We start from the raw sequence: 19534 nt of genomic DNA on the forward strand, positions 1-19534 counted from the left end.
TTTCCTCCAATCAGCGGTTTTCCCTTATGTGTGTAAATCTTGTACCGGCAACCTCGCAAAATGCCTGAAACCACCAATCAACAGGGTCAGCATAGGAGGATTCTGTTATAGTCTTTCGTAATGTTGTCTGATATTCTATATATTCTGGAAACTCCCATTCTTCAAAAGGTAATACTTTTTCAATATTGTAGTAACCCATATGATAGCGGTTGGTTACATCTTCAAGCGGTGCACATTTCAAATGTAATACATGTTTGTAAGTGTCTCTTCTGTAAGCAGTAGCCATTTGTAATGTATATGTTTCTACTGGTACATGGAAAAATCTTCTTGCAGAATTTATATCCCAGTATCCTGTTTGGAGATTGGATTCAATTACTATCAGATGAATAAGTGTCTGATTGATTAGTCTTTGAGCAATACCATATGACCATTTGCATATTCCAGCGTATATATGAATGAGTGTATTACATAAAGCATAATGTGTTTTATCAAAATCCTGTTGGGTTTCTGATTCAAACAAACGTGGCAGATTTTCAGAAAGAAAAGATTCCGATTTGTACTCGTTTTTGGTATCCTGATTAAACACATTCTTGCCATGAAAGTGTATCTGTCGCCAAAAGTCACGATAAGAACGATTAACTGCATGGAAAATAATTTGCGAATCTGTGAAAGTTTCTTTTATTCCATAATGGTTATAAAGCAAAAATAAGTTCTCATTCATAGAAATCATCTCCTTTGTGTTTTTTCTTTCGACGTCGATTGATTATTTATATTGTAAGATGATACTATGTTACATTCAACCCCTCTGAAATCCGTTAATAATTTCGTAATAATTTGCTGTTCAACCTAAACCATAAAAGAAACGGTGGGTTGAATTTCTTTTATGATATATGCAAAAAATATCCATAATCACATTGGATTACAGATATTTTTTGAATGGAAATAACCATAAAGGAAAAGAGATGTTTTCTTTTATGGGAATATACTATTGTTTTGCTTTTTTAAGTGCCTGCTGTCTTTTTTGATATCTATGCTCGTTAATAAGTATATCTGCTTTCTGCCAGTTATTGATACTTCTTAAAAGTTTATTTCCATGTTCTTGAATATCAAGTACCTGTTCATTAAGATAAGTGGCATAATGCTGATTTTGCAGAACATCGTTCAATATTTGAGTTTGAGTACGCATAGCGTTCAACTGTTGATTTGCAATATCAACTTGCTGTTGTTGATAACGATGCGATACGTCCTGATCATATCTTTCTATTGCAAATTTTAAGTCATAATCAGAAGTTCCCATAAAAGTTGCTAAATATGCAACTGACCCAATCCCACGATATTGTGCAGGAATAATATTTTTCTTATATACTTCCTCTAATGTTTCATGGGTTTGAGTTATCACATTCTTAAGTTTTTCCTTTTTGCTATTATATGTAGCCATGGTATAGGTCTGATAATGATCATAGTCCTTTTTATACTGTTCCAACTTATCATTATAGACGTTGCATTCGCTGTCATATTGTTCATACATTTTCAGATATTCATCATGTACTCGATTGGATTCTGCCAACTGCCTTTTTTTATTTTCAGAATCTATTTCTTTACATTTTTTCTGATAATCAGCAGAATTTCTTATATTTTCAACAGCCTCTTTCTTCTGTTGTTTAACCCATGCACGGTCTTTAGAGAACAACCGAAGTGAGTATACAATACCACAAATGGTTATTACACTTCCTATAAGTTGTAATATAAAGGAATCATTTATTACGCCAATTATTATGCCAATAATGTAAAATGGAAGTCCTTTTTTCCAATTTGACGGTGTTTTTATCTGTGGCGGTTGAATTTGAGGATATTGTATTAGTTGTACTTTCTGTGGTTCCATTTCCATAGGTTCTGTTGGTTTCAAAGGCTGTTTAGGTGCTCTTGGCATATTACGGTTAAGTTCGTTTAACTCACGATTAAGAATTAAGAGTGTATCCTCTAAATAATATGCAGTTGTAAGATTTTCCAATTCTTCTTGTCTTGACATAATTTATTCAATCCCTCCATTAACTCAGTGGAAAATTAAAGTAATTGATAATTTCTCTGGTTTCGTCATTTTCTCCATAAACATTTATAAGCAATTCATATTCAGCCTGAGCAAATGGATATTTGGAAATCATGTCTGCAAGAAGCTGTCCTACTTTATCTTTCGGGAACATAGGATTTTTCAAATTATTTATCATCGTATTATATTCATTGCCAGTTTTAGTATATATTTGTTTTAATATTCCGTTGTCAGCAAGAAACTGAATCATTGAGAAGAATGTGCAAAGATAGTCATTATAAACTTCTTTAAAAAATACATCTTCTTTAAATTTAGAAAAAATTTGTGCTTTTTCTTCATCAGACATTTGTAACTGATGAGAGACAAATTTTCCAAGTGCACTCATTCCAAAGTTAAAAGTTTCTGCTTTTGCGATTCCTTTTGCAGCACCCTTTAATCCAAACCCACCACCTTGTAATCGAACAGAATTGCCTAATTTGTTTCCAAAGGAATCAGCGGATTGTTTCTTTTCTAATGTTATTCCCAACATAGTACTGTATGATGTGACAGCACGATTGTATGTATCTAATTGATAATTATAAAAAGTCTGTTTATCAACATTAAAGACACCAAAAACAAGAAATAGACTGTATGCACGTTCCAACATCGGAGCCAATCCTTCCATGTACATGTCTTCAAAATAATGTAATAGTGTATCATAATCTTTTACACACTGATGATATCTAAATTCAAAGCGATTTGCATAATATTGAGCGGATTGTTTGAATAAATCTTTATACTGGAAACAGGTATCTAATTCTTGTGACACGTTAATTATATTTCCATCCAACTCAAACTGCTTGCTATTTCCTGTAAGAGCAGTCCATTGTTCGGGTTCTTCAACAGTACAAGGTGGATAGCTTTCAAATGGTGGAAAAACTTTTGGCTCTTCGATTTTTTTGATTTCTCCAAAAACTTCTTTTCCAACTAATTTGTTTGCTTCTTTATTTAGTGCGTTCCCCATATCTGCGAATTTGTTAAATCCTTTTTCAAATAAACTTGCCATTTTAAATCGTCCTTTCTGAATTACAAATGTTTCTAATTACGCATATATCACATTTAGGATTCCTTACAGTACAAACTTCTCCATATCCGTTTGCACAATACATCCAGAGGAGATAGTCAACTTCTGCACAATGCTTTCCCATTTGTTCAGCTATTGACTGGATAATATCCATAGCTTCATATATTGGAACAGTTTCATATTTTGAACAGCCTAAGATTTTACTTCCGAGAATTCGTCGGATATGTCTGTCAGGTTTTGCAATATCATACCCAACATTTCTTAAATACTCCGCATTGAGTGCTTCTCCCATTTGATTCATTTTGAAAAAGGATTCTGGAGAAGACAGTTTTTCAATTAACCCTTTCAAAGTAGAATCTTCGGCTATGTATTTTTTATAACAAGAATCAATACTACCATACTGATTTTCAATCTTGGACAATAATGGAATATTGTTTTTAATTAAAGCCTCCATCTGCTTTCTTGTACTTTGTGTTGCTCCACAGATTTCCTTTATTCTTTCAGTAAAGAAATCAGATGAACTGGATAAAATATATTCCATGTTGTAATTATGAAACAGTTCATCTATAGGAGTGATTTTTCCGGTTGAATCATCGATCCCATCAACAACTCTGCCCCATTTAGCACCTGAACTTAACATGGAATAAACCATTCCACGAATATGGTCTTCAATAGTGAAATTTTTCTGATATTCTCGCCTGTCAATCTGCTTCTTGATAAATGAATGTTCCCATAGCTTTGTTTCAGGCAATTTATTATTCAAATAGCTTTCTATTGTATCAACGGCATGAACTATCATTTGATTACTGTAAGACATTGCAATCCTCCTTTCTCTGTATATGTATAAGCTAAGTTTAAAACGCATTATGAGTATTGTCAACTCTATTTGCGTATTATAAGAAATAGAAAGAGTTCTTCATATAGTATTGGAATATGGAGGAAGAATACTATGAGTTTTGGAGATAACCTACGTGCTTTAATTGAAGAAAGAGACATTACCCAAAAAGAACTTGCAAAGAAATTAAACATTGCACCATCTACATTGGGGAGTTATGTCCAGAATGTGCGTGAACCTGATTTTGCCACATTGAAAATGTTTGCAAATTTTTTTGATGTTTCTACAGATTATCTGTTAGACCATTCAGTAAAAGAATGTTCTACCCGTCAGGAAAATGAGCTGTTGCGAGTATTCCGTTCTTTAAGCGAAGAACAACAGTATATCTGCATTGAACAGAGCAAAGTATTTATGTTGGTAAATCAAAAAAGAAAATAAGAAATATAGAAATCATGATACAGTTTAAATGATGTATAGGTTTTTGGAGAGGACAAAGGTCTTCTCCATTTCTTTTACCAGTCTATTGGTAAAATGGTGCAATGAACCAGTCAGCCACCTTAGATGTCAGATTTTCATAAATTTTCTGAAATACCTTCTATTTATATGATTGAGAATATAATCAATTTACATCAGGAAAGGAAGATGTTATTTATGAAAAGAGTCAAATCCAGGATTTATTCAACTCAGGAACTAGACAAAAGAAAAAAAGCTATATTTTCTACACAAGATATAGAACAGATTTTAGGGATTCTTTATGATACGACAGGGCATGATATGAGCTTTGAGAAACAAGAGGATGGAACGATGTCTGTAACCATTGATGGAACTGTGTATTCTGTTGATACGGTGCAATAAATAATGAGTGGTATGTTAATCAGATATCAGGCGGAGAGATTTTTGCTCTCCGCTTTTTTAGGGGGAAATTATATGCATTAGATAACAAAATTTGCAAAATCAATGGTAATTCTTTCTCTCACTATGGCTATTTTCCCATTCTGCCGTTTGTTAGTCTAATTTGTTTTATTATTTCTTTTCGTGGATTTTTTCTAGGCTTGCAGTTTAACATATTGTCAAATAGTTCATCGAAACTGATGGAATCCGTAAAAGCGTTGATATAGTTACAGTAATTTTCAATGTAATGCGATGGTTCATTTGGTTTCTCATGTGTTACTGTCTGAAAATGTTCATAAACCATTCGAGCATAAATTGCATTATAGCTTTCAATTCCACGAAATTTTGTGATATATCCGTCTATTTGGGAATTAACGGTATAAAGTCCACATGCACGTTTTAGAATACTCCCTTTTTTGATATTACTCAGAATGAATTCGTCATAATATTTTTTCGTATATTCTGGTAATTCACATAAACGAATATGGTCGATTTTTCCGTCATAAACCTCTACTGCTGTTATAATATTGGTGTTTTTATCAACATATATATCAATCTTTCCACGAAGCGGGCGATTTATTTGCTTCTTATCGTGTGTAAATAGTTCAGGTTTAATCGTCTTCATTATATTTAAACGAGTACGATTACTGCCTATTTCCAAATCTATATTTTTCAATTCTGTATTTAAACCAGAAGCTGTTGCAGAATTACCACATAAGCCGACATATTCAATTGCGGCAAACCACTGACGCATAGATAAATGTGTATGCTCAAAAACAGTTCCTGTAGTTATTGTTGACTGATATCCACATTGTTGACATTTGTATTTATATGGATCAAGTAGCCAATATTTTTTACATTCACATTTAGGGCAACAAAAGCCATCTGTCCATTTCTTTTTGAAAAGATAATTTCTACAACTTTCTTCCGTTGGAAAACGTTTATTAAATTCAGTCCAGTCCATATTATATCCTCAACTTTCTTTTGTAATTGCAGTAAACACTGATAAGTTCTTAAAGTGAATGATTTTCGCTTAATCTTTATAGAGTATATATAAAAAATAAATATCTTACAAAACACCAAAAAATATCCCTCAAGAGGGGCGGGGCAAATTATGCCTTAAAATATCCCAAATCCGATTGCCTGCACTTGCAGAACTTTTGGTAAGCCAACCATACATTGGCAGGTTTTTAAAGTGAATGATTTGTATTAAATCTTTATAGAGTAAAAAACAAATATCTTACAAAATATCCCCTAAGAGGGGCGGGGCAAACTATGTCTTAAAATATTCAAGCATCAGCCTGTTTGCATTTGCAAAACTCTTGATAATTGCATTATACATCAATTGGTTCTTAAAGTGAACAATTTTATCTCTCTGGTTATATATTACATGAGATACAAAAAACATCTCTTAAAAACTACAACTAAATATATCTCAAGCAAAGGGGGCGGAAAATTATGCCATAAAATGCTCAACCCGGATGCAGTTCCTAAAGTGAACAATTTTATCTCTCGGGTTATATATTACATGAGATACAAAAAACATCTCTTAAAAACTACAACTAAATATATCTCAAGCAAAGGGGGCGGAAAATTATGCCATAAAATGCTCAACCCAGATGCAAGTTCCTAAAGTGAACAATTTTATCTCAATGGTTATATTACATGAGATGTGAAAAACCATCTTATGAAATTACAGCTAAATATATCCCGAGCAAAGGAGGTGATAACTATACCATAAAATATTAAATCTCAGATTTTCGTACTTGTAGAACTTTTGAAAGGAGATAGCAAAATGAACGCTAAAACGTATGCTTCTACTAACAGGCCTACCTGTTGGAGTGAAATTGATTTCGCTTTTGCGGAAAAGTCAGTTAAAAAGCTGCAAAGACGAATTTACGTCGCTTATGTACAAGGCAACACCCGTAAATGGAAAACTTTGACCGAATTCATGTTTCACTCGTTCTATGCAAGAGCCTGTGCTGTCAAGCATGTATGTTCAAGAAAAGGCAAAAAAACAGCAGGTGTAGATAATGTCCTATGGCTGACGGATACTGATAAATTCAATGCAATTTTCAGCTTACGTTTACGAGGATATAAACCACGTCCATTGAAACGAGTTTATATCAAAAAGCCAAATGGAAAGTATCGAACTCTTGGAATTCCGACTTATAAAGATCGTGCAATGCAAGTTCTTTATAAATTCGCAATAGAGCCAATTGCTGAATTACATGCCGATGAACATTCATATGGTTTCCGAAAAGGACGTAGTGTTAAATGTGCAGTGTCAAAGCTAGAGGAGTATTTATCTGAAAATCCTGATTGTGAATATGTGTTGAAATCAGATATAGAATCTTGTTTCGATAACATTAGTCACGAATGGTTATTGGATAATTTTCCAATAAAGCCAGAACTTCTTCGGAAGTTTTTAAAATCAGGATTCATAAAGGATAAATCTTACCATACATCAGAGAAAGGAATACCGCAAGGTGGCAGTGTATCCAGTTGTTTATGCAATTGGACATTGGATGGTATTGAGGGTGTTTATCGGGAAAGTCTTCATCAATGGAAATATTTATGCGGCGTCAGTAACCGCAAAAACGCCCTTTCGGGCATTGATGTTCCTTTCGGCATAGATGTACCTTTCGGTGCAGATGTTGAGCCTATCGGTTCTGATGTACGAGGTATTCTTATACGCTATGCTGATGATTTACTCTTTCCAGCCGATGTATATACGACATTTGGTCTGCGAGAAGTGTTGCTTCCGAAAATTGATGATTTTCTTTCCGACAGAGGGTTGAAACTCTCAAAAGGAAAAACAACCCTGTGCAAAGTCACGGATGGATTTGATTTTCTGGGATGGAGAATCTGTAAACAAAATGGAAAAATAAAATGCTTTCCTACTCTTAAGGCGATTAATTCGCTGAAAGAAAAGACAAAAGACATTATATTGGACGAATCTATTTTTAGCAAAAAAGAAAAGATAGGAAAAATTGACCCGATGATAAGGGGGTGGTTGACGTTTTACTCACGGGCATCTTATCCGTTCTTTTTAGATGTGGAATACGAATTCAAGGAGTTTATAGATCAATTTTCAGGAAGTCAACAACAGCTTGCAAAAGAAATACAACAAATATTTTCAGATTGGAGTGAATGTGTATGAAAAGAATAATGTATATAGATGTTGAAATATGTCCCGTATGCGGAGCTTTAAACAAAGATTTTTTACTGGATGGTAATTATTTTTATCTTTGCCACTGCTGTGGACAGTTTTTTCGTAGCTTTTCTGATGGCAGAGAGCCAATTATTGGTATTACTTTTTATCCCAAAACCATTCGTTTTAATCGACAGCTAAATGCATTAAGACAAAATTGGTACAAATTACAGGAATTAAAAATAATGAAACATCATGAATATAAATTTTCAAAGGATGACTATGACGAGGTCGTTGACTACAGTTCAGACAGGAAAGATGTAAAGACTAGTCCGAATCCCGAAAATAATTTACTTGAATATTATGATACTGCTTTTAAACGTAAGAAAAAAACAAAGTGATTTCAGATGGATATATATTACAAGATTAAAAAATTCCGAATGGTATTCACTTTTACGATGATTCAAAAGATGAAGCGGATTATTCAGATTGTCTTTCTCCGCGAGGAAACTTTTCTCGAAAAATAAAGGCATCAACAATATGAATTTATTGGAGGTACCGATATGAAACAGGAAATTTCTAAATTCCCATCTTTTAATCACTCTGGGAAAGAACATATAATAAACACATTTACATCCAAGGAATGTGACAAGCCTGCTGAAAATAAAGATGTAACAAGTAATCTATTTATGGAGGCAAAATTGAAGAACGTGTCACGTAAATGTTTTGAAACAGAAGCAAATGGTTTTAAAGTTATATTAGATTTCCCTAAACAAAACAATTGCGAGATGGAAGAAACACAGTTGAAAGAAGTAAAACAAATTATGTTAACGCTTCTAAAGGAACAGACAACACAGAAAATGTAACAGATTTATAAAGAAATACAGATTACTGTACTCAGATATCTAAGGAGGATAATCAAATGAAAAATATGAAAGAAAACACTAAAAAAACAGCAAGAATTTTACTTCGTGCAAATTCAACCTATCAGTCAGAGATGGATGAAAGTTTATCTATTCAGCGTGAGCTTATTATAGAGGAGGTAAAGAAACATCAAAATTGGATTTTAGACTCAAAAGAATATATTGTAGGAAATAACGTGGGGGATAAAGATTCAGTAACCGACAGAAATGTTTTACAGGAAGCTTTGCGTGATGCAGAAAACAGAGAATATGATATTTTAGTGTCAGATAAAGATGACCAACTGGGGAGAAGAATGTTGGAGATTCCAATGAATATTATGTCTTTGAAACAGTTTGGAGTAGATGTGTATACCGTCAAAGATGGACTATTGACTCCTGACCTTGAAGATGTTATGGGGATGCTAAAGTTAGCCATGCAATATGGAATGGCAGAAAAAACAGTTTAGATACGGAGATGCATGTTAATACAACACAGAAAATGTAAGAGAGTTGTGAAGATAATACAAATGGTCGTATTTCAAGATCGAGGAGGAAAATCATATGACAGACGTAAAAGAAGATACCAAAAAGATAGTAAGAATTTTACTTCGTGTAAGTTCTGACCAACAGTTGGAAGCAAATGGAGATTTATCTATTCAGCGTAAGCTTGTTGTAGAGGAAGTGAAGAAACATGAGGAATGGATTTTAGATTCTAAAGAATATTTTGAGGGAAGTAACAGTGGCTATAAAAATTCAGTAGCCGATAGAGATGTTTTACAAGAAGCTTTACGTGATGCAGAAAATAGAGAATATGATATTCTGTTGGCATATAAAGATGACCGACTGGGGAGAAGAATGTTGGAGATTCCAATGTATATTATGTCTTTAAAACAGTTTGGAGTAGATGTGTATACCGTCAAAGATGGACTATTGACTCCTGACCTTGGAGATGTTATGGGGATGCTAAAGTTAGCCATGCAATATGGAATGGCAGAAAAAAGTAGTTCTGATACTGGTATGCGAGTAAAGGACACTGCGAAAAAACTTGTGCAACAAGGGAAATTTATGGGTGGTAAAGCTCCTTATGGATATAAACTAGAATATTCGGGAGAATATAGTAAGCATCAGAGGGCATTAAAACATTTAGTTATTGTTCCAGAACATGCAGAAGTAGTGAAATATATCTATAAACTTTCATTATATAAAGAGTATGGTTCAGGGAAAATAGCAACAACATTAAATTTAGATAATAGATATAAGAATTTAGCGCCCAATGATGTGTGGAAAAGTGGTACAATTACAAGTATTCTTACTAATCCGATTTATGCTGGATATACTGCATATGGAAGGAGACAACATACTGCTGGTAGATATCGTTCTCTATCACAAGAGGATTGGATTATTGCTGAAAAGCCAAATGATGAAATTACTATTATTGATCGTGATGTGTGGGAAAAAGTTCAAATCAGTCGTCAGAAACGAGGGACAAAGTATCAAAAACAGCCATGGAATGAAAAGGCAACTGTTATTTCACGAAATGACGGACAACTGGCTTTGATTGATGTCGCTTATTGTGGTTACTGTGGGCGAAAACTGACTAACGGTACAAAGTATGATTATTGGACAATTAAAGGAACAGGGGAACGCAGGAGTTCTCAGAAAAGTATTTATAAGTGTCAAAATGTATGGCAGGGTGTTCCACATGAAAAAATGAAGCAGATTCGTGCGGATAAAATAGAACCAATCGTATTTAAAAAATTATCTGAGTATGTCGGACGATTACAGGAAGATGAAAATATATTTGAACAGATTTTAGAAAATCAGTCTTTTGAAAAGAGTCAACAGGAACAGATTCTTGTACGTGAAAAAAGAAACTTACAGGAAATCGAAAAAAATATTGATATTCTGAATGATGCAATTCCAAATGCAATTACAGGTACATACCCATTGTCGTTGGAAGACCTTGCAAAGAGTATTGAAAGGCAAAAAGACAAAGCATCGAAACAGAAAACAGTTGTTGAGGAATTGGAAACAAATATAAAAAATCTTTCCGTTAGTCAGGAGGATTGGGAAAATTTATATCATAATTTGCCAACGTGGCAAGATATCTTTATGAATGCAGATGTTGCAACAAAACGGGTACTTGTAAATAAATTGATTGAACGGATTGATATCACAGATGATACAGTTGTAATTCATTTCAAAGTGGATTTAGACCACTTTTGTCCCCAACCCAGAATGACCAATTACGATGGGGTATCGCAATCAGGGCTATGATTTCACAATTACATCTTCTACGGCTTTTGATCACAAATGGATTCCGGAACGGAATGTTTTTGACTCCATTTCTACAGTGGTGGACGAACTGTTTGCAAATTATCTTTCCAGACCGAATGTAAGGCAGCCGATTCTGACACAATACTGTGACGGAAGGCAGGTTCAGTGTCCGAACTGGATGACCAAATTGCCACAACCTATAAAGTAGCCGGAAAGCCCGTAAATACGTGGGTTTCCGGCATTATGAGTGGTATAAAAAGAAATGAATTTTCAGAGTATCGGATTCCCGATCGTAAACAATCTTATCTATAATCTGCTTTAAAGCTTCATTTTTCTGGACAAGAGAGTAAGAATCAGAAACCAGAATATCATGGACGGAGCTTACCCGATCCAGCATTTTAGGAGTAGGATCATCCGGAATCTTATCCGGCGTATTTTCTTCCAGCTCTGCAAGCTGCCGTTCCAGAGAGTCTCTTTCTTTGGCAATCAGAGCTTTATTTTCTTTATATTCTTCCAGTGTATCAATACCCTCTCTGTATGACGCACGTATCCTGTCCTCTTTGCCTTTCAAACTGACAAGGCGTTCACTTATAAGGGTACGCTCATTAGAAAGCTCCTGTGGGCGAATTTCGCGCATTTCATAAACAATCGAATTGGAACCAAGAGCTTCTTCTAATGCTTTCAGGACTTCCTTTTCGATCACCAGAGAGCTTACACCGTGTGGTTTATCACATTTTCCTTTGCTGTATCCGTAGCAGGAGAAGTACGCATATTTTTCCCCGTTGGCTCGCTCCATGGTCGTAGCGGTCAGTGTGCGCCCACATACCGGACATTTCAGCAGTCCGGACAGCCAGTGCTTATATGTAGAAGAGGGGCGCTTTCCAACCGGTTTATAGATCTTTTTCAGGCGTTCCTGGGCGGCATCGAAGAGTTCTTTACTTATAATCGCCTCCTGCATTCCGTCAGCAATGATCCATTCGTCCTGGTCTTTGATCCGGTTGGTGGCGTTTTCCATCCGGTTCCAACGGATCATCCCACAGTAGGACGGATTCTGGATGATATACTCGATACTGCGCCGTTCAAAAGCTTTCCCATGGGACGTTTTCAGTCCGAGAGAGTTCAGATGTCGGGCAATATCAAAGAAACTCATTTTCCCGTTTACATATTTATCAAAGATCATACGGACAATCGCAGCTTCTTCCGGAACAATAACCGGAGGCTTGCCACGCTCTATAACCTGATAACCAAGTGGCGGCCTTGCCTGGTATGCACCGCGGGTAGCGTTTTCTTTCATGCCACGGAATACCTCACCGGATAAGCGAATCGAATAGTATTCGTCCATCCATTCGATGATACGCTCGATCAGAGAGCCGAACGGACCGTCTGCCAGTGGTTCAGAGATACTGATCACATCTACATTATGTTGCTTCTTTAAAAGAGATTTATACACAATGGATTCTTCCTGATTCCGGGCAAACCGGCTGAACTTCCATACCAGGATGCAGTCAACAGGATGATCGGGACCTTTGGCGAGACTGATCATTTCTTGGAATCCTGGACGTTTATCTGCTTTTCTTCCGGAAATACCGAGATCCGTGAAAATCTTCAGGATTACAATATTATTCTTGGCTGCATAATCCCGGAGGAGGTGCTCCTGAGAATCTGGAGAGATTTCTTCCTGATCGTGCGTGGATACACGGATATATCCGTATGCATATTTTAGGCTCATTGTATCAGCTCCTTTGTATTTTATGTAAAAAAGGGTACAAAAATAACAGCCAGAGAACTTTTGTTCTCTTGCGCGGCTGCTCCGGAGATGATACAATATTATTCGGAAATCAGTGTATCTCTTCGGAGTACTGAAAGAAACATATTGGCGTATGTTTCGTCCTATGACCGTTCCTGTTGGCGCAGGAGCGGTTTTGCTATATATTTATGAAAAAATAATTGAGTTCGGTATTAAATAAGGAGTAAGACCAGCAGCTGTCATAAGCGCAGCGAGAGTCGCACGTAAATGGGGAACTAACTGTGCCAAAATTGTATCGTGAATATTTTCATATGTTAGATTTTCAGCAGGTTCGTTACATGTAAAAGTACCTGAAATAACAACCTTTGCTAAAAAAGTAGTATCCATCATATCTATGTCAAGTTCGTCAGCCAAACGTAATTCTGCGCTACAAATCCCGATATACTTATCAGGATTTTCTGGATCCTGTATGTGTCTTCGAGCAACGGTAATTTTCATAGGATCTCCGTTTAACGCCTGTTTGTTGATAATAAAGGCTTCTTTGGTAGTTACAGAATTCAAATCCATATTAAGTAAAGTAGTCATTACATTTCCTCCAGTTCTTCATCGATATTTGCATAAACAGCTGTGACTTGTGAAGGGAATTTTATAATTTTTGCAGTAGATTCCGAAATGGTATCAAAAGAATCAAAATGTGTTTGTGCTGGATGCTCTATGGTAATGTTGACATCAAGATTTAATTTTGAAGCAATTTCGGCAATCTTGTTAATTGAAAAATTATAATCTCCCTGCTCCCAACGGGAAACTAAAGACTGAGTTGCATTGATGTAGGAAGCAAAATCTTTTTGTGTTAAATTTAGATTCAATCGTTCCTTTGTGATCGCGCTGGATACTTGCCCCATTAGTTTTGCGGCAAGCACATCCGCCGGTGATAATGTATCAGCGAATAATGCGAATAAATCGTCAACAGTATAAGTTTTATTTTTGGTCATTATAGATTACCTCCGAAGTAATTCAAACGTTCCTGCATAACCAAAGTGTATGCAGAATAGTCGGTCTTTCTTTTTCCAGATCTCTCGTTAAATGCACATAAAAAATAAGGAGTATCGTTATCGGCAATGTATATCAGCAATCGGACATTAAATTGTGATTGTTGTAAATGTATAGAGTAATAATGTCCATCGGCACCATGCAGTATTTCATTACTATCAACCGTATAAATTGATTTGCCAAAAGTTTTTATGTTATTGAGCTGGGTAGAAAGTATTTTAAAGAAACGAGCTTCTTTTCCTTTTAAATCCTTTTTTAGAAGAAAACTAAGTTCTTGTATAAAAAGTGGATGAAAAGAAAAGGAACTAAATAGTTCGGCTAGTTCAGCCAACATATCTTTAGTGTTCATTCTTCCTCCTTATAATATTACATATATGCGATAATTTCAATATAATCACATTTTTTAGTTGTTAGTAAAAGCGGTTTTTATTTAAGCTATAAAAATGATATATTATAGGCTGTTTAATTCGCGCCAATTTGCCGGAAATCCCATTTCATTAAGTATTTCATCTATTGTTAATACATTCAATTTCTTTTCTAAAGTACCGATTGCTCTATATATTTCCTTGCTCATTCGCTTGTAATCGTTATGAGACAACAAACGTTTCAAGGCAATCATGCCGGCAAACAAGTCCCGTTTTCCTTGTACGTATTCACCATTACTGTTTTGCCTGATATTTAAAGATGAATGGTAAGTAGTAGACGAAAGAGGTTTTTTGGTTCTAAAACAATATAAACGATTGCCGTGAGCGCAGAAATTTCTGATGGTAGAAATATATTGTAATGCATTTTCTAATTCATTATCCATCATGCCAAAGTTACGGGATACACTTTGACGTTCTTGCGGAAGCATAAGGCTGTAAAATTTACTTATTGTACCGAGCGTTAAGATATTATTTAACACCCATAAAGGAATATAACCATGAGCATTAAGGTAATGAGATATACTCGGATCAGAACTTCTACCAGCTACTTGTCTTTGGATCTCAGCAATTAACTCAGTTATCTTTGACTCAGAGTTCCGAAGGGCTGTATTGAAGTTGGTGTATATTAAGTAGTTTTTATGCCCGTGTGCTTCAGAAAAGTAGTAAGAGATTAAACTTTTCACATTTACTTCTACTTCAAGTATATATCTAAAAAATATATTTCTAAGAACACGATCAAATTGATATAGCGCATGTATTTCGTGCAAAGTAGTATTAGCGCGATAAGTAATATCTGGATTATTCACATCGGGGGTATCTAGTAAAAAAAGCTTATTATACCCGTTTATCAGATTGTAATATCCATTTTTTTCTAAAACCCTTTTGGCATAATCATAGTCGGAAGGATTATCTATTTTAATTCCCCGTTTAATAAGGAGATTAACAAGTTCATCTAGTGTTTTAAAAACTTTTTCCTCCATAATTACCTCCGTAAAATAAAAAGACCCCGGGCCCGAAGGACACCGGAGTACGTTCCATAATAATATACACTTCATAGAAGAAAATATTCCTTTTTTGAAGTGATTAAATCATAGCATGATAAAATCCGTGTGTCAACATTTTTTTGAAAAAACATTTGACAAGTACATGAACAAGTGATAAAATAGGCAAACTGTCATAAGAAAATATGAAAAAAAATCACTAAAAAATTTCTGATTTAACAACATCTTTCTTGTATAAAAGTCATTATAATCGCATATGCGGTTATACCAATTTCATCACCGATAACTGTGGTATAAAATACACCACATAATTATCCACCTGTTTACAGATTCCGTACTTATTCCGGTAACATTCAATGCAATCCTCAAGATATTCTTCCGTCACTTCCAAGTATTCCGCAATCTCATATTTATCCTGACATCCATGCTCGTAGGCATTTACAAGTCCGATCAGCCCGATCAGGCGGTTATACCCATGCAGTCTTGCCTGACGTTCCTGTTTCCGGTTGACAGCAGATGTCATATCGAGGATATTTCCGACAGATGTTTCGTGGTGTCCGAGCTCCTCGGCAAGAGCACAGGTCTTTTCTGGAATAGTCATGTCTTCTCGGATGGCTACAACACCATCACAGTACAGTCCTTTTATGTTATTGCTTTCAAATGGATAGTCAATCACATCAACATCATCATTTGAAGCTTCGTCCTGCAACTTTTCATATGGATTCACGTCAGCACCTCCCATCCATCGGTAAAAGAAAATTGACAAATATTTCAGTGTGGACATATAATATATTTAACAAGAGAACCGTTGGTCAGTGCACACCTGACCGTAGGATAAGTAATTTTCTAAAAATAGCGTCTTTACCAGAGCAGGGGCGCTATTTTTTGTGCAGTTCCCTTGGTAAATATATTATATTGTCAAAGTACATTTCTGGATTATCTGCCATTTATTTCCTTTTATTTTTAACAAATGCAGCAAACTGACGGATTTCATCAAGTTCGTCTTCTGTATATTCGTTTCCATCAAAGTGAGCAGCAAGAGTGGTAGGCTGTTCATTTTCTTCAAGAGAATTATATCCAAAAGTTCCTAATACATCATTTATACCATAAGCTTTACACATTATTAATAAAGCGCTTGGTGTCGGTTGACTGTTTCCATTTTCCCAACTGTATATTGTAGATTCAGAAGCTTTAAATCCTTTTTCAGTTAAAACTTCAGATATTTTTTTTACAGATATGCCAGCTTTGTTTCTATAAAGCTTTAATGTTTTTCCGATATCGTGTGGCATAAGAGCACCTCCTTGTATGTTTTGAGAATATCACAAGATTTTTAACACGTCAATAAAAAATCACAAGAATCTCATAAAAAACATTGACATCACAAGAAACTCGTGATATTTTATACATGTCACGAGAAACTTATGAAAAGAGGTGATGAATATGGATAAACCTACAAGAAACTTAGGAGAATACATTAGAAATAAAGGATTTAATCTTTCTGAAATTTCTAGAAAAACAAAAATTCCGTATATGACGTTGTACGACAGTCTTTCTAATGAGAATAGGGATAGGGATTTAAGAGCAGAAGAATTTTTAGCTCTATGCAAACATTTAGAGTTGGATCCAATGGAGTTTTATCCAACCGATACGGAAAATCGGTGAACAATCAATGTAAGTAGAAGTAAAAACAAAAATACTGATGGAACCGCTATTTCCACCAGCATTTTGCCAAATTTGTTTACTCTATGTATTTTGCAGGTTTTTACCACATCCGATAGCGGCAAATGTTTCTATGAAATACTTTGTCACTTTCGCAGTTTTGGTTCTGCAACATGCCTGATCGCTGACAAATGATAAGGAGCACTTGATACGGTGAAGCATTTTTAAGAGTGCCGTCTCGCGCGTTTTTGACTCCTTCTCTGAGTTACGTAACGCCGTATCAGTAATCTACATTAAACCCAATTTTAGAGTGCGTTGGTGCCACTATTGCGACCTTATCTTAAGAGAGCAGGCAAAGTCAAAAGTTTGGTCAAAAGACCACGCTCCTTTCAATGCCTAACGGCATAAATGAATTTTAACATATTGCAAAAGAAAATTCAATATTTGCAACAGATGAACAGGAGGATGATTAAGTGGAAGAGATGAAAAAAGAAATAGAGAAAATGAAAGACCAGATAAAATCATTGAGATTATTTTACCGGGTCCTTAGCATTTGCTTTATTGTGGTAACTATTAGTTTTTTGATTTTTTATTTTCGAGTTCAGAAATCTCTTTCTGGAGTGTATCAACTGTTTCCTTTAATGCATCGAGTTGTTCAGATGTTGTAGCGTTAGAAGCTTTCGTGTTTTCCAAAATTTCTGAAAGTATTTGAACTTCGGTGCGCTGTAAAGCAAGCTGTTCTTGTTCTGTTGCTGAAGGTCGTAGAGCAACGACCAGAGCGATGATTGCAATAACTGTGTTAAGCAGACTTAAAAATCTATCAAAAGTTATTTTTGAATGTTTAGAGTCAATAGGAAAAGTATCAGTTGCATTATCGAAGTCGGAAATGATGGAGTTATCAATTATTACATATTCAGTATCAGAAGTAGATTCTGGTTGAACTTCAGTTCTGATAGCCAGTATTTCTTTGACAGCATTCTTCCCAGCAGAAATTGTAGTGGAAGAGACTGATGAACCAATGGATGAAATCAGTGAGTCTAATGCTTTTTGAAGTTCAGGGGTGATTGTAATGTCAGAAGCCAACTGTGATATAGCAGATAAAGAGGACTGAAAAATATCCAATGAGTTTTTCAGGGAATTTGCGCCGAGGCTTTGCAATTGGGCAGCGGCAAATTCGGATACTAATTTGGATAATGCAGAATCTAAACCAGATAACTTCAGGTAAGAATCGGCCAGAGAAGTATTATTCATGATAAAACCTTCTTTCGTAATTTATGAAAGAATTTTATCATATCGGGAAATGAAGTTCAATATTTACAACAGACGAACAGGAGGATGAATAAGAAAATGAACAACTTACAGATTTTTAATTCATTGGAATCATCATCGGAAAGATTATTTACGAGATCTATAAGGAAAAAAATGACATCAAAGAAATTGGAATTGAGAAAGGAGAGTGATAGCTGTGAAAAAGTTTGATGCATTAAAGATGGTCACAGACGAACAGAAGTTTTCAGAACTGGTATTTGACATGGTTTCGGAATGCAAAACAGCCGAAAAGCTTACGGATCTTCTGAGGGAAGAACTGCCAGAAAAAGAGCTACAGACAATGAAGTCCATAACTCAATCGGGTTATCCGTTATCTTTCGGCAATAACAACGTATGTAATGTCTAAGATATGAAAAGAGGTGATTGAATGGCATTGCTGATTAGCATTGTAGTCGCGATTCTGTTTGCGTTGAAATGGTTTACAGAGAGAATTCGCTTTACAGCCATTATCTATTATATCGTTGAAAAAGGCTACACTCCACCAAGCAGGGACGAACTGATGGAGTGCATCAAAATAGTTTCACGGAAAATGGTAGAAGAACGGTTTAAAAGTTAAATTTTGAAATCTCAGCGGGGAGATATTTGTCAACCAAAGCGGTAGTTACTCCTTCCGCGATGGAAGAAATAACTTTTAAGCTTGCGTCTCCTACTTTATTAAGAATTGATTGCGTATGTTTCCATTTTTCTTCGGTTCTGGTGTTTGCAAGAAAATCATGACCGAAAGGCTCGAGGCAACAATTAAAGCTGATATGTCCCCATGCTTTAGTAGTACTTACATCTGCTAAGAGGCCTGCTTTTATACAGTATTGGACATGATATAAAATCTGTTCGATATCGCAAAAATCTAAGTAGTCTTTGTAGTAACTATGCATTTCCTCGTCAAATGATACTGGTTCGTAAATAGTTTCATATTTTTCGACAGTAAGAAGAATGGAACGGACACAAGAGATATTTAATTCCATGAGAATCTCCTTTCTTTCAGACTCGGCATGGCAGTGCCTGTAGTTAAAAGTATAGGAGAAACAAAAATTATTTGCAACAGATGAAGAGGGAGCGCAGATTACTTCGGCGTAACCGTGGATTATTTTCTGGAAGAGTAAGGAGGGATGAGATGGAAATAGTGGTTGTCCTGTATATTGTTGGAATTGCTTTAA

24 protein-coding genes and 1 pseudogene are annotated in these 19534 nt (G+C 35.3%); 11 read left to right on the top strand and 14 right to left on the bottom strand.

The window, feature by feature from the left end; translation table 11 throughout:
* Positions 1-10: 10 nt before the first annotated feature.
* The 4 genes from PGU50_RS08050 to PGU50_RS08065 form a co-directional block, all read right to left on the bottom strand.
* Positions 11-721 (bottom strand): hypothetical protein, encoded by a 711-nt coding sequence (locus PGU50_RS08050; protein WP_178830896.1) that lies wholly within the window; start codon positions 719-721, stop codon positions 11-13.
* Between the two features lie 264 nt (positions 722-985).
* On the bottom strand, positions 986-2029 hold the full coding sequence (locus PGU50_RS08055; protein ID WP_270246623.1) for a hypothetical protein: 1044 nt from the start codon (positions 2027-2029) through the stop codon (positions 986-988).
* Between the two features lie 19 nt (positions 2030-2048).
* Entirely contained in the window at positions 2049-3092 is a 1044-nt protein-coding gene (locus PGU50_RS08060; RefSeq protein ID WP_178830900.1) for a hypothetical protein, read from the bottom strand.
* A 1-nt stretch (position 3093) separates the two neighbouring features.
* Positions 3094-3927, bottom strand: coding sequence for a hypothetical protein (locus PGU50_RS08065; RefSeq protein WP_178830902.1), 834 nt, complete (start codon positions 3925-3927; stop codon positions 3094-3096).
* 132 nt (positions 3928-4059) lie between these two features.
* On the opposite strand from PGU50_RS08065, the gene PGU50_RS08070 reads away from it, so the two are divergent.
* Both PGU50_RS08070 and PGU50_RS08075 read left to right on the top strand, forming a co-directional pair.
* Positions 4060-4383: a helix-turn-helix domain-containing protein gene (locus PGU50_RS08070; protein ID WP_178830904.1), complete on the top strand. Its 324-nt coding sequence runs from the start codon at positions 4060-4062 to the stop codon at positions 4381-4383.
* 213 nt (positions 4384-4596) lie between these two features.
* Positions 4597-4800, top strand: a complete 204-nt coding sequence (locus tag PGU50_RS08075) for a hypothetical protein (RefSeq protein ID WP_178830906.1) — start codon at positions 4597-4599, stop codon at positions 4798-4800.
* A 127-nt stretch (positions 4801-4927) separates the two neighbouring features.
* Here the strand turns inward: PGU50_RS08075 and PGU50_RS08080 are convergent, their stop codons facing one another.
* The gene (locus PGU50_RS08080; RefSeq protein ID WP_270246625.1) at positions 4928-5800 is read right to left on the bottom strand and encodes a transposase; all 873 of its coding nucleotides are present in this window, start codon (positions 5798-5800) and stop codon (positions 4928-4930) included.
* 831 nt (positions 5801-6631) lie between these two features.
* Between PGU50_RS08080 and PGU50_RS08085 the strand changes: the two genes are divergently transcribed.
* The 6 genes and pseudogenes from PGU50_RS08085 to PGU50_RS08110 all read left to right on the top strand — a co-directional run.
* On the top strand, positions 6632-7999 hold the full coding sequence (locus PGU50_RS08085) for a reverse transcriptase domain-containing protein (protein WP_270246626.1): 1368 nt from the start codon (positions 6632-6634) through the stop codon (positions 7997-7999).
* Positions 7996-8391 carry a hypothetical protein gene (locus tag PGU50_RS08090; RefSeq protein WP_270246627.1) on the top strand — a complete coding sequence of 132 codons (396 nt, stop codon included), beginning with the start codon at positions 7996-7998 and terminating at the stop codon, positions 8389-8391. Before PGU50_RS08085 ends, PGU50_RS08090 begins: the two co-directional genes overlap by 4 nt.
* A gap of 162 nt (positions 8392-8553) precedes the next feature.
* Positions 8554-8856, top strand: coding sequence for a hypothetical protein (locus tag PGU50_RS08095; protein ID WP_270246628.1), 303 nt, complete (start codon positions 8554-8556; stop codon positions 8854-8856).
* Between the two features lie 56 nt (positions 8857-8912).
* Positions 8913-9359, top strand: a complete 447-nt coding sequence (locus tag PGU50_RS08100; protein WP_270246629.1) for a recombinase family protein — start codon at positions 8913-8915, stop codon at positions 9357-9359.
* Positions 9360-9453: 94 nt separating this feature from the next.
* On the top strand, positions 9454-11169 hold the full coding sequence (locus tag PGU50_RS08105; protein ID WP_270246630.1) for a recombinase family protein: 1716 nt from the start codon (positions 9454-9456) through the stop codon (positions 11167-11169).
* Positions 11141-11377: pseudogene (locus PGU50_RS08110) on the top strand (hypothetical protein); the annotation flags it as partial. The gene PGU50_RS08105 and the pseudogene PGU50_RS08110, both read left to right, overlap by 29 nt.
* 33 nt (positions 11378-11410) lie before the next feature.
* On the opposite strand, the gene PGU50_RS08115 reads toward PGU50_RS08110, so the two are convergent.
* The 7 genes from PGU50_RS08115 to PGU50_RS08145 form a co-directional block, all read right to left on the bottom strand.
* Positions 11411-12898, bottom strand: a complete 1488-nt coding sequence (locus PGU50_RS08115) for a recombinase family protein (RefSeq protein WP_270246632.1) — start codon at positions 12896-12898, stop codon at positions 11411-11413.
* 204 nt (positions 12899-13102) lie between these two features.
* On the bottom strand, positions 13103-13501 hold the full coding sequence (locus tag PGU50_RS08120) for a hypothetical protein (protein ID WP_270246633.1): 399 nt from the start codon (positions 13499-13501) through the stop codon (positions 13103-13105).
* Positions 13501-13908: a helix-turn-helix domain-containing protein gene (locus tag PGU50_RS08125; RefSeq protein WP_270246634.1), complete on the bottom strand. Its 408-nt coding sequence runs from the start codon at positions 13906-13908 to the stop codon at positions 13501-13503. Before PGU50_RS08125 ends, PGU50_RS08120 begins: the two co-directional genes overlap by 1 nt.
* The gene (locus PGU50_RS08130) at positions 13908-14315 is read right to left on the bottom strand and encodes a hypothetical protein (RefSeq protein WP_270246635.1); all 408 of its coding nucleotides are present in this window, start codon (positions 14313-14315) and stop codon (positions 13908-13910) included. Before PGU50_RS08130 ends, PGU50_RS08125 begins: the two co-directional genes overlap by 1 nt.
* Positions 14316-14417: 102 nt before the next feature.
* Positions 14418-15371, bottom strand: a complete 954-nt coding sequence (locus tag PGU50_RS08135) for an Abi family protein (protein ID WP_270246636.1) — start codon at positions 15369-15371, stop codon at positions 14418-14420.
* Positions 15372-15654: 283 nt separating this feature from the next.
* The gene (locus PGU50_RS08140) at positions 15655-16119 is read right to left on the bottom strand and encodes an ImmA/IrrE family metallo-endopeptidase (protein WP_270246637.1); all 465 of its coding nucleotides are present in this window, start codon (positions 16117-16119) and stop codon (positions 15655-15657) included.
* Between the two features lie 220 nt (positions 16120-16339).
* Positions 16340-16681, bottom strand: coding sequence for a helix-turn-helix domain-containing protein (locus PGU50_RS08145; RefSeq protein WP_270246638.1), 342 nt, complete (start codon positions 16679-16681; stop codon positions 16340-16342).
* A gap of 151 nt (positions 16682-16832) precedes the next feature.
* Here PGU50_RS08145 and PGU50_RS08150 point away from each other — a divergent pair, with 151 nt between their 5' ends.
* Positions 16833-17054 carry a hypothetical protein gene (locus PGU50_RS08150; protein ID WP_270246640.1) on the top strand — a complete coding sequence of 74 codons (222 nt, stop codon included), beginning with the start codon at positions 16833-16835 and terminating at the stop codon, positions 17052-17054.
* 570 nt (positions 17055-17624) lie between these two features.
* Here the strand turns inward: PGU50_RS08150 and PGU50_RS08155 are convergent.
* Positions 17625-18302, bottom strand: coding sequence for a hypothetical protein (locus tag PGU50_RS08155; RefSeq protein WP_270246641.1), 678 nt, complete (start codon positions 18300-18302; stop codon positions 17625-17627).
* Positions 18303-18516: 214 nt separating this feature from the next.
* Between PGU50_RS08155 and PGU50_RS08160 the strand changes: the two genes are divergently transcribed.
* Both PGU50_RS08160 and PGU50_RS08165 read left to right on the top strand, forming a co-directional pair.
* Positions 18517-18726 (top strand): hypothetical protein, encoded by a 210-nt coding sequence (locus tag PGU50_RS08160; RefSeq protein ID WP_270246643.1) that lies wholly within the window; start codon positions 18517-18519, stop codon positions 18724-18726.
* Between the two features lie 21 nt (positions 18727-18747).
* Positions 18748-18936: a hypothetical protein gene (locus tag PGU50_RS08165; RefSeq protein WP_270246644.1), complete on the top strand. Its 189-nt coding sequence runs from the start codon at positions 18748-18750 to the stop codon at positions 18934-18936.
* Here the strand turns inward: PGU50_RS08165 and PGU50_RS08170 are convergent.
* On the bottom strand, positions 18926-19342 hold the full coding sequence (locus PGU50_RS08170) for a DUF2513 domain-containing protein (protein WP_173689400.1): 417 nt from the start codon (positions 19340-19342) through the stop codon (positions 18926-18928). The two genes, PGU50_RS08165 and PGU50_RS08170, sit on opposite strands and share 11 nt — an antisense overlap.
* Positions 19343-19534: the final 192 nt, after the last annotated feature.

Origin of the sequence: Coprococcus sp. AM11-30B, from assembly GCF_027674365.1 — a bacterium.
Classification (GTDB): Bacteria; Bacillota; Clostridia; order Lachnospirales; family Lachnospiraceae; genus Allocoprococcus; species Allocoprococcus comes.

Excerpts from the sequence above, each read along its gene's own strand:
- PGU50_RS08070 (WP_178830904.1), top strand. The coding sequence starts at position 4,060 with ATGAGTTTTGGAGATAACCTACGTGCTTTAATTGAAGAAAGAGACATT.
- PGU50_RS08165 (WP_270246644.1), top strand. The coding sequence starts at position 18,748 with ATGGCATTGCTGATTAGCATTGTAGTCGCGATTCTGTTTGCGTTGAAA.
- PGU50_RS08085 (WP_270246626.1), top strand. The coding sequence starts at position 6,632 with ATGAACGCTAAAACGTATGCTTCTACTAACAGGCCTACCTGTTGGAGT.
- PGU50_RS08095 (WP_270246628.1), top strand. The coding sequence starts at position 8,554 with ATGAAACAGGAAATTTCTAAATTCCCATCTTTTAATCACTCTGGGAAA.
- PGU50_RS08090 (WP_270246627.1), top strand. The coding sequence starts at position 7,996 with ATGAAAAGAATAATGTATATAGATGTTGAAATATGTCCCGTATGCGGA.
- PGU50_RS08135 (WP_270246636.1), bottom strand. The coding sequence starts at position 15,371 with ATGGAGGAAAAAGTTTTTAAAACACTAGATGAACTTGTTAATCTCCTT.
- PGU50_RS08080 (WP_270246625.1), bottom strand. The coding sequence starts at position 5,800 with ATGGACTGGACTGAATTTAATAAACGTTTTCCAACGGAAGAAAGTTGT.
- PGU50_RS08105 (WP_270246630.1), top strand. The coding sequence starts at position 9,454 with ATGACAGACGTAAAAGAAGATACCAAAAAGATAGTAAGAATTTTACTT.
- PGU50_RS08120 (WP_270246633.1), bottom strand. The coding sequence starts at position 13,501 with ATGACTACTTTACTTAATATGGATTTGAATTCTGTAACTACCAAAGAA.
- PGU50_RS08050 (WP_178830896.1), bottom strand. The coding sequence starts at position 721 with ATGAATGAGAACTTATTTTTGCTTTATAACCATTATGGAATAAAAGAA.
- PGU50_RS08055 (WP_270246623.1), bottom strand. The coding sequence starts at position 2,029 with ATGTCAAGACAAGAAGAATTGGAAAATCTTACAACTGCATATTATTTA.
- PGU50_RS08150 (WP_270246640.1), top strand. The coding sequence starts at position 16,833 with ATGGATAAACCTACAAGAAACTTAGGAGAATACATTAGAAATAAAGGA.
- PGU50_RS08115 (WP_270246632.1), bottom strand. The coding sequence starts at position 12,898 with ATGAGCCTAAAATATGCATACGGATATATCCGTGTATCCACGCACGAT.
- PGU50_RS08170 (WP_173689400.1), bottom strand. The coding sequence starts at position 19,342 with ATGGAATTAAATATCTCTTGTGTCCGTTCCATTCTTCTTACTGTCGAA.
- PGU50_RS08065 (WP_178830902.1), bottom strand. The coding sequence starts at position 3,927 with ATGTCTTACAGTAATCAAATGATAGTTCATGCCGTTGATACAATAGAA.
- PGU50_RS08075 (WP_178830906.1), top strand. The coding sequence starts at position 4,597 with ATGAAAAGAGTCAAATCCAGGATTTATTCAACTCAGGAACTAGACAAA.
- PGU50_RS08130 (WP_270246635.1), bottom strand. The coding sequence starts at position 14,315 with ATGAACACTAAAGATATGTTGGCTGAACTAGCCGAACTATTTAGTTCC.
- PGU50_RS08125 (WP_270246634.1), bottom strand. The coding sequence starts at position 13,908 with ATGACCAAAAATAAAACTTATACTGTTGACGATTTATTCGCATTATTC.
- PGU50_RS08100 (WP_270246629.1), top strand. The coding sequence starts at position 8,913 with ATGAAAAATATGAAAGAAAACACTAAAAAAACAGCAAGAATTTTACTT.
- PGU50_RS08145 (WP_270246638.1), bottom strand. The coding sequence starts at position 16,681 with ATGCCACACGATATCGGAAAAACATTAAAGCTTTATAGAAACAAAGCT.
- PGU50_RS08155 (WP_270246641.1), bottom strand. The coding sequence starts at position 18,302 with ATGAATAATACTTCTCTGGCCGATTCTTACCTGAAGTTATCTGGTTTA.
- PGU50_RS08060 (WP_178830900.1), bottom strand. The coding sequence starts at position 3,092 with ATGGCAAGTTTATTTGAAAAAGGATTTAACAAATTCGCAGATATGGGG.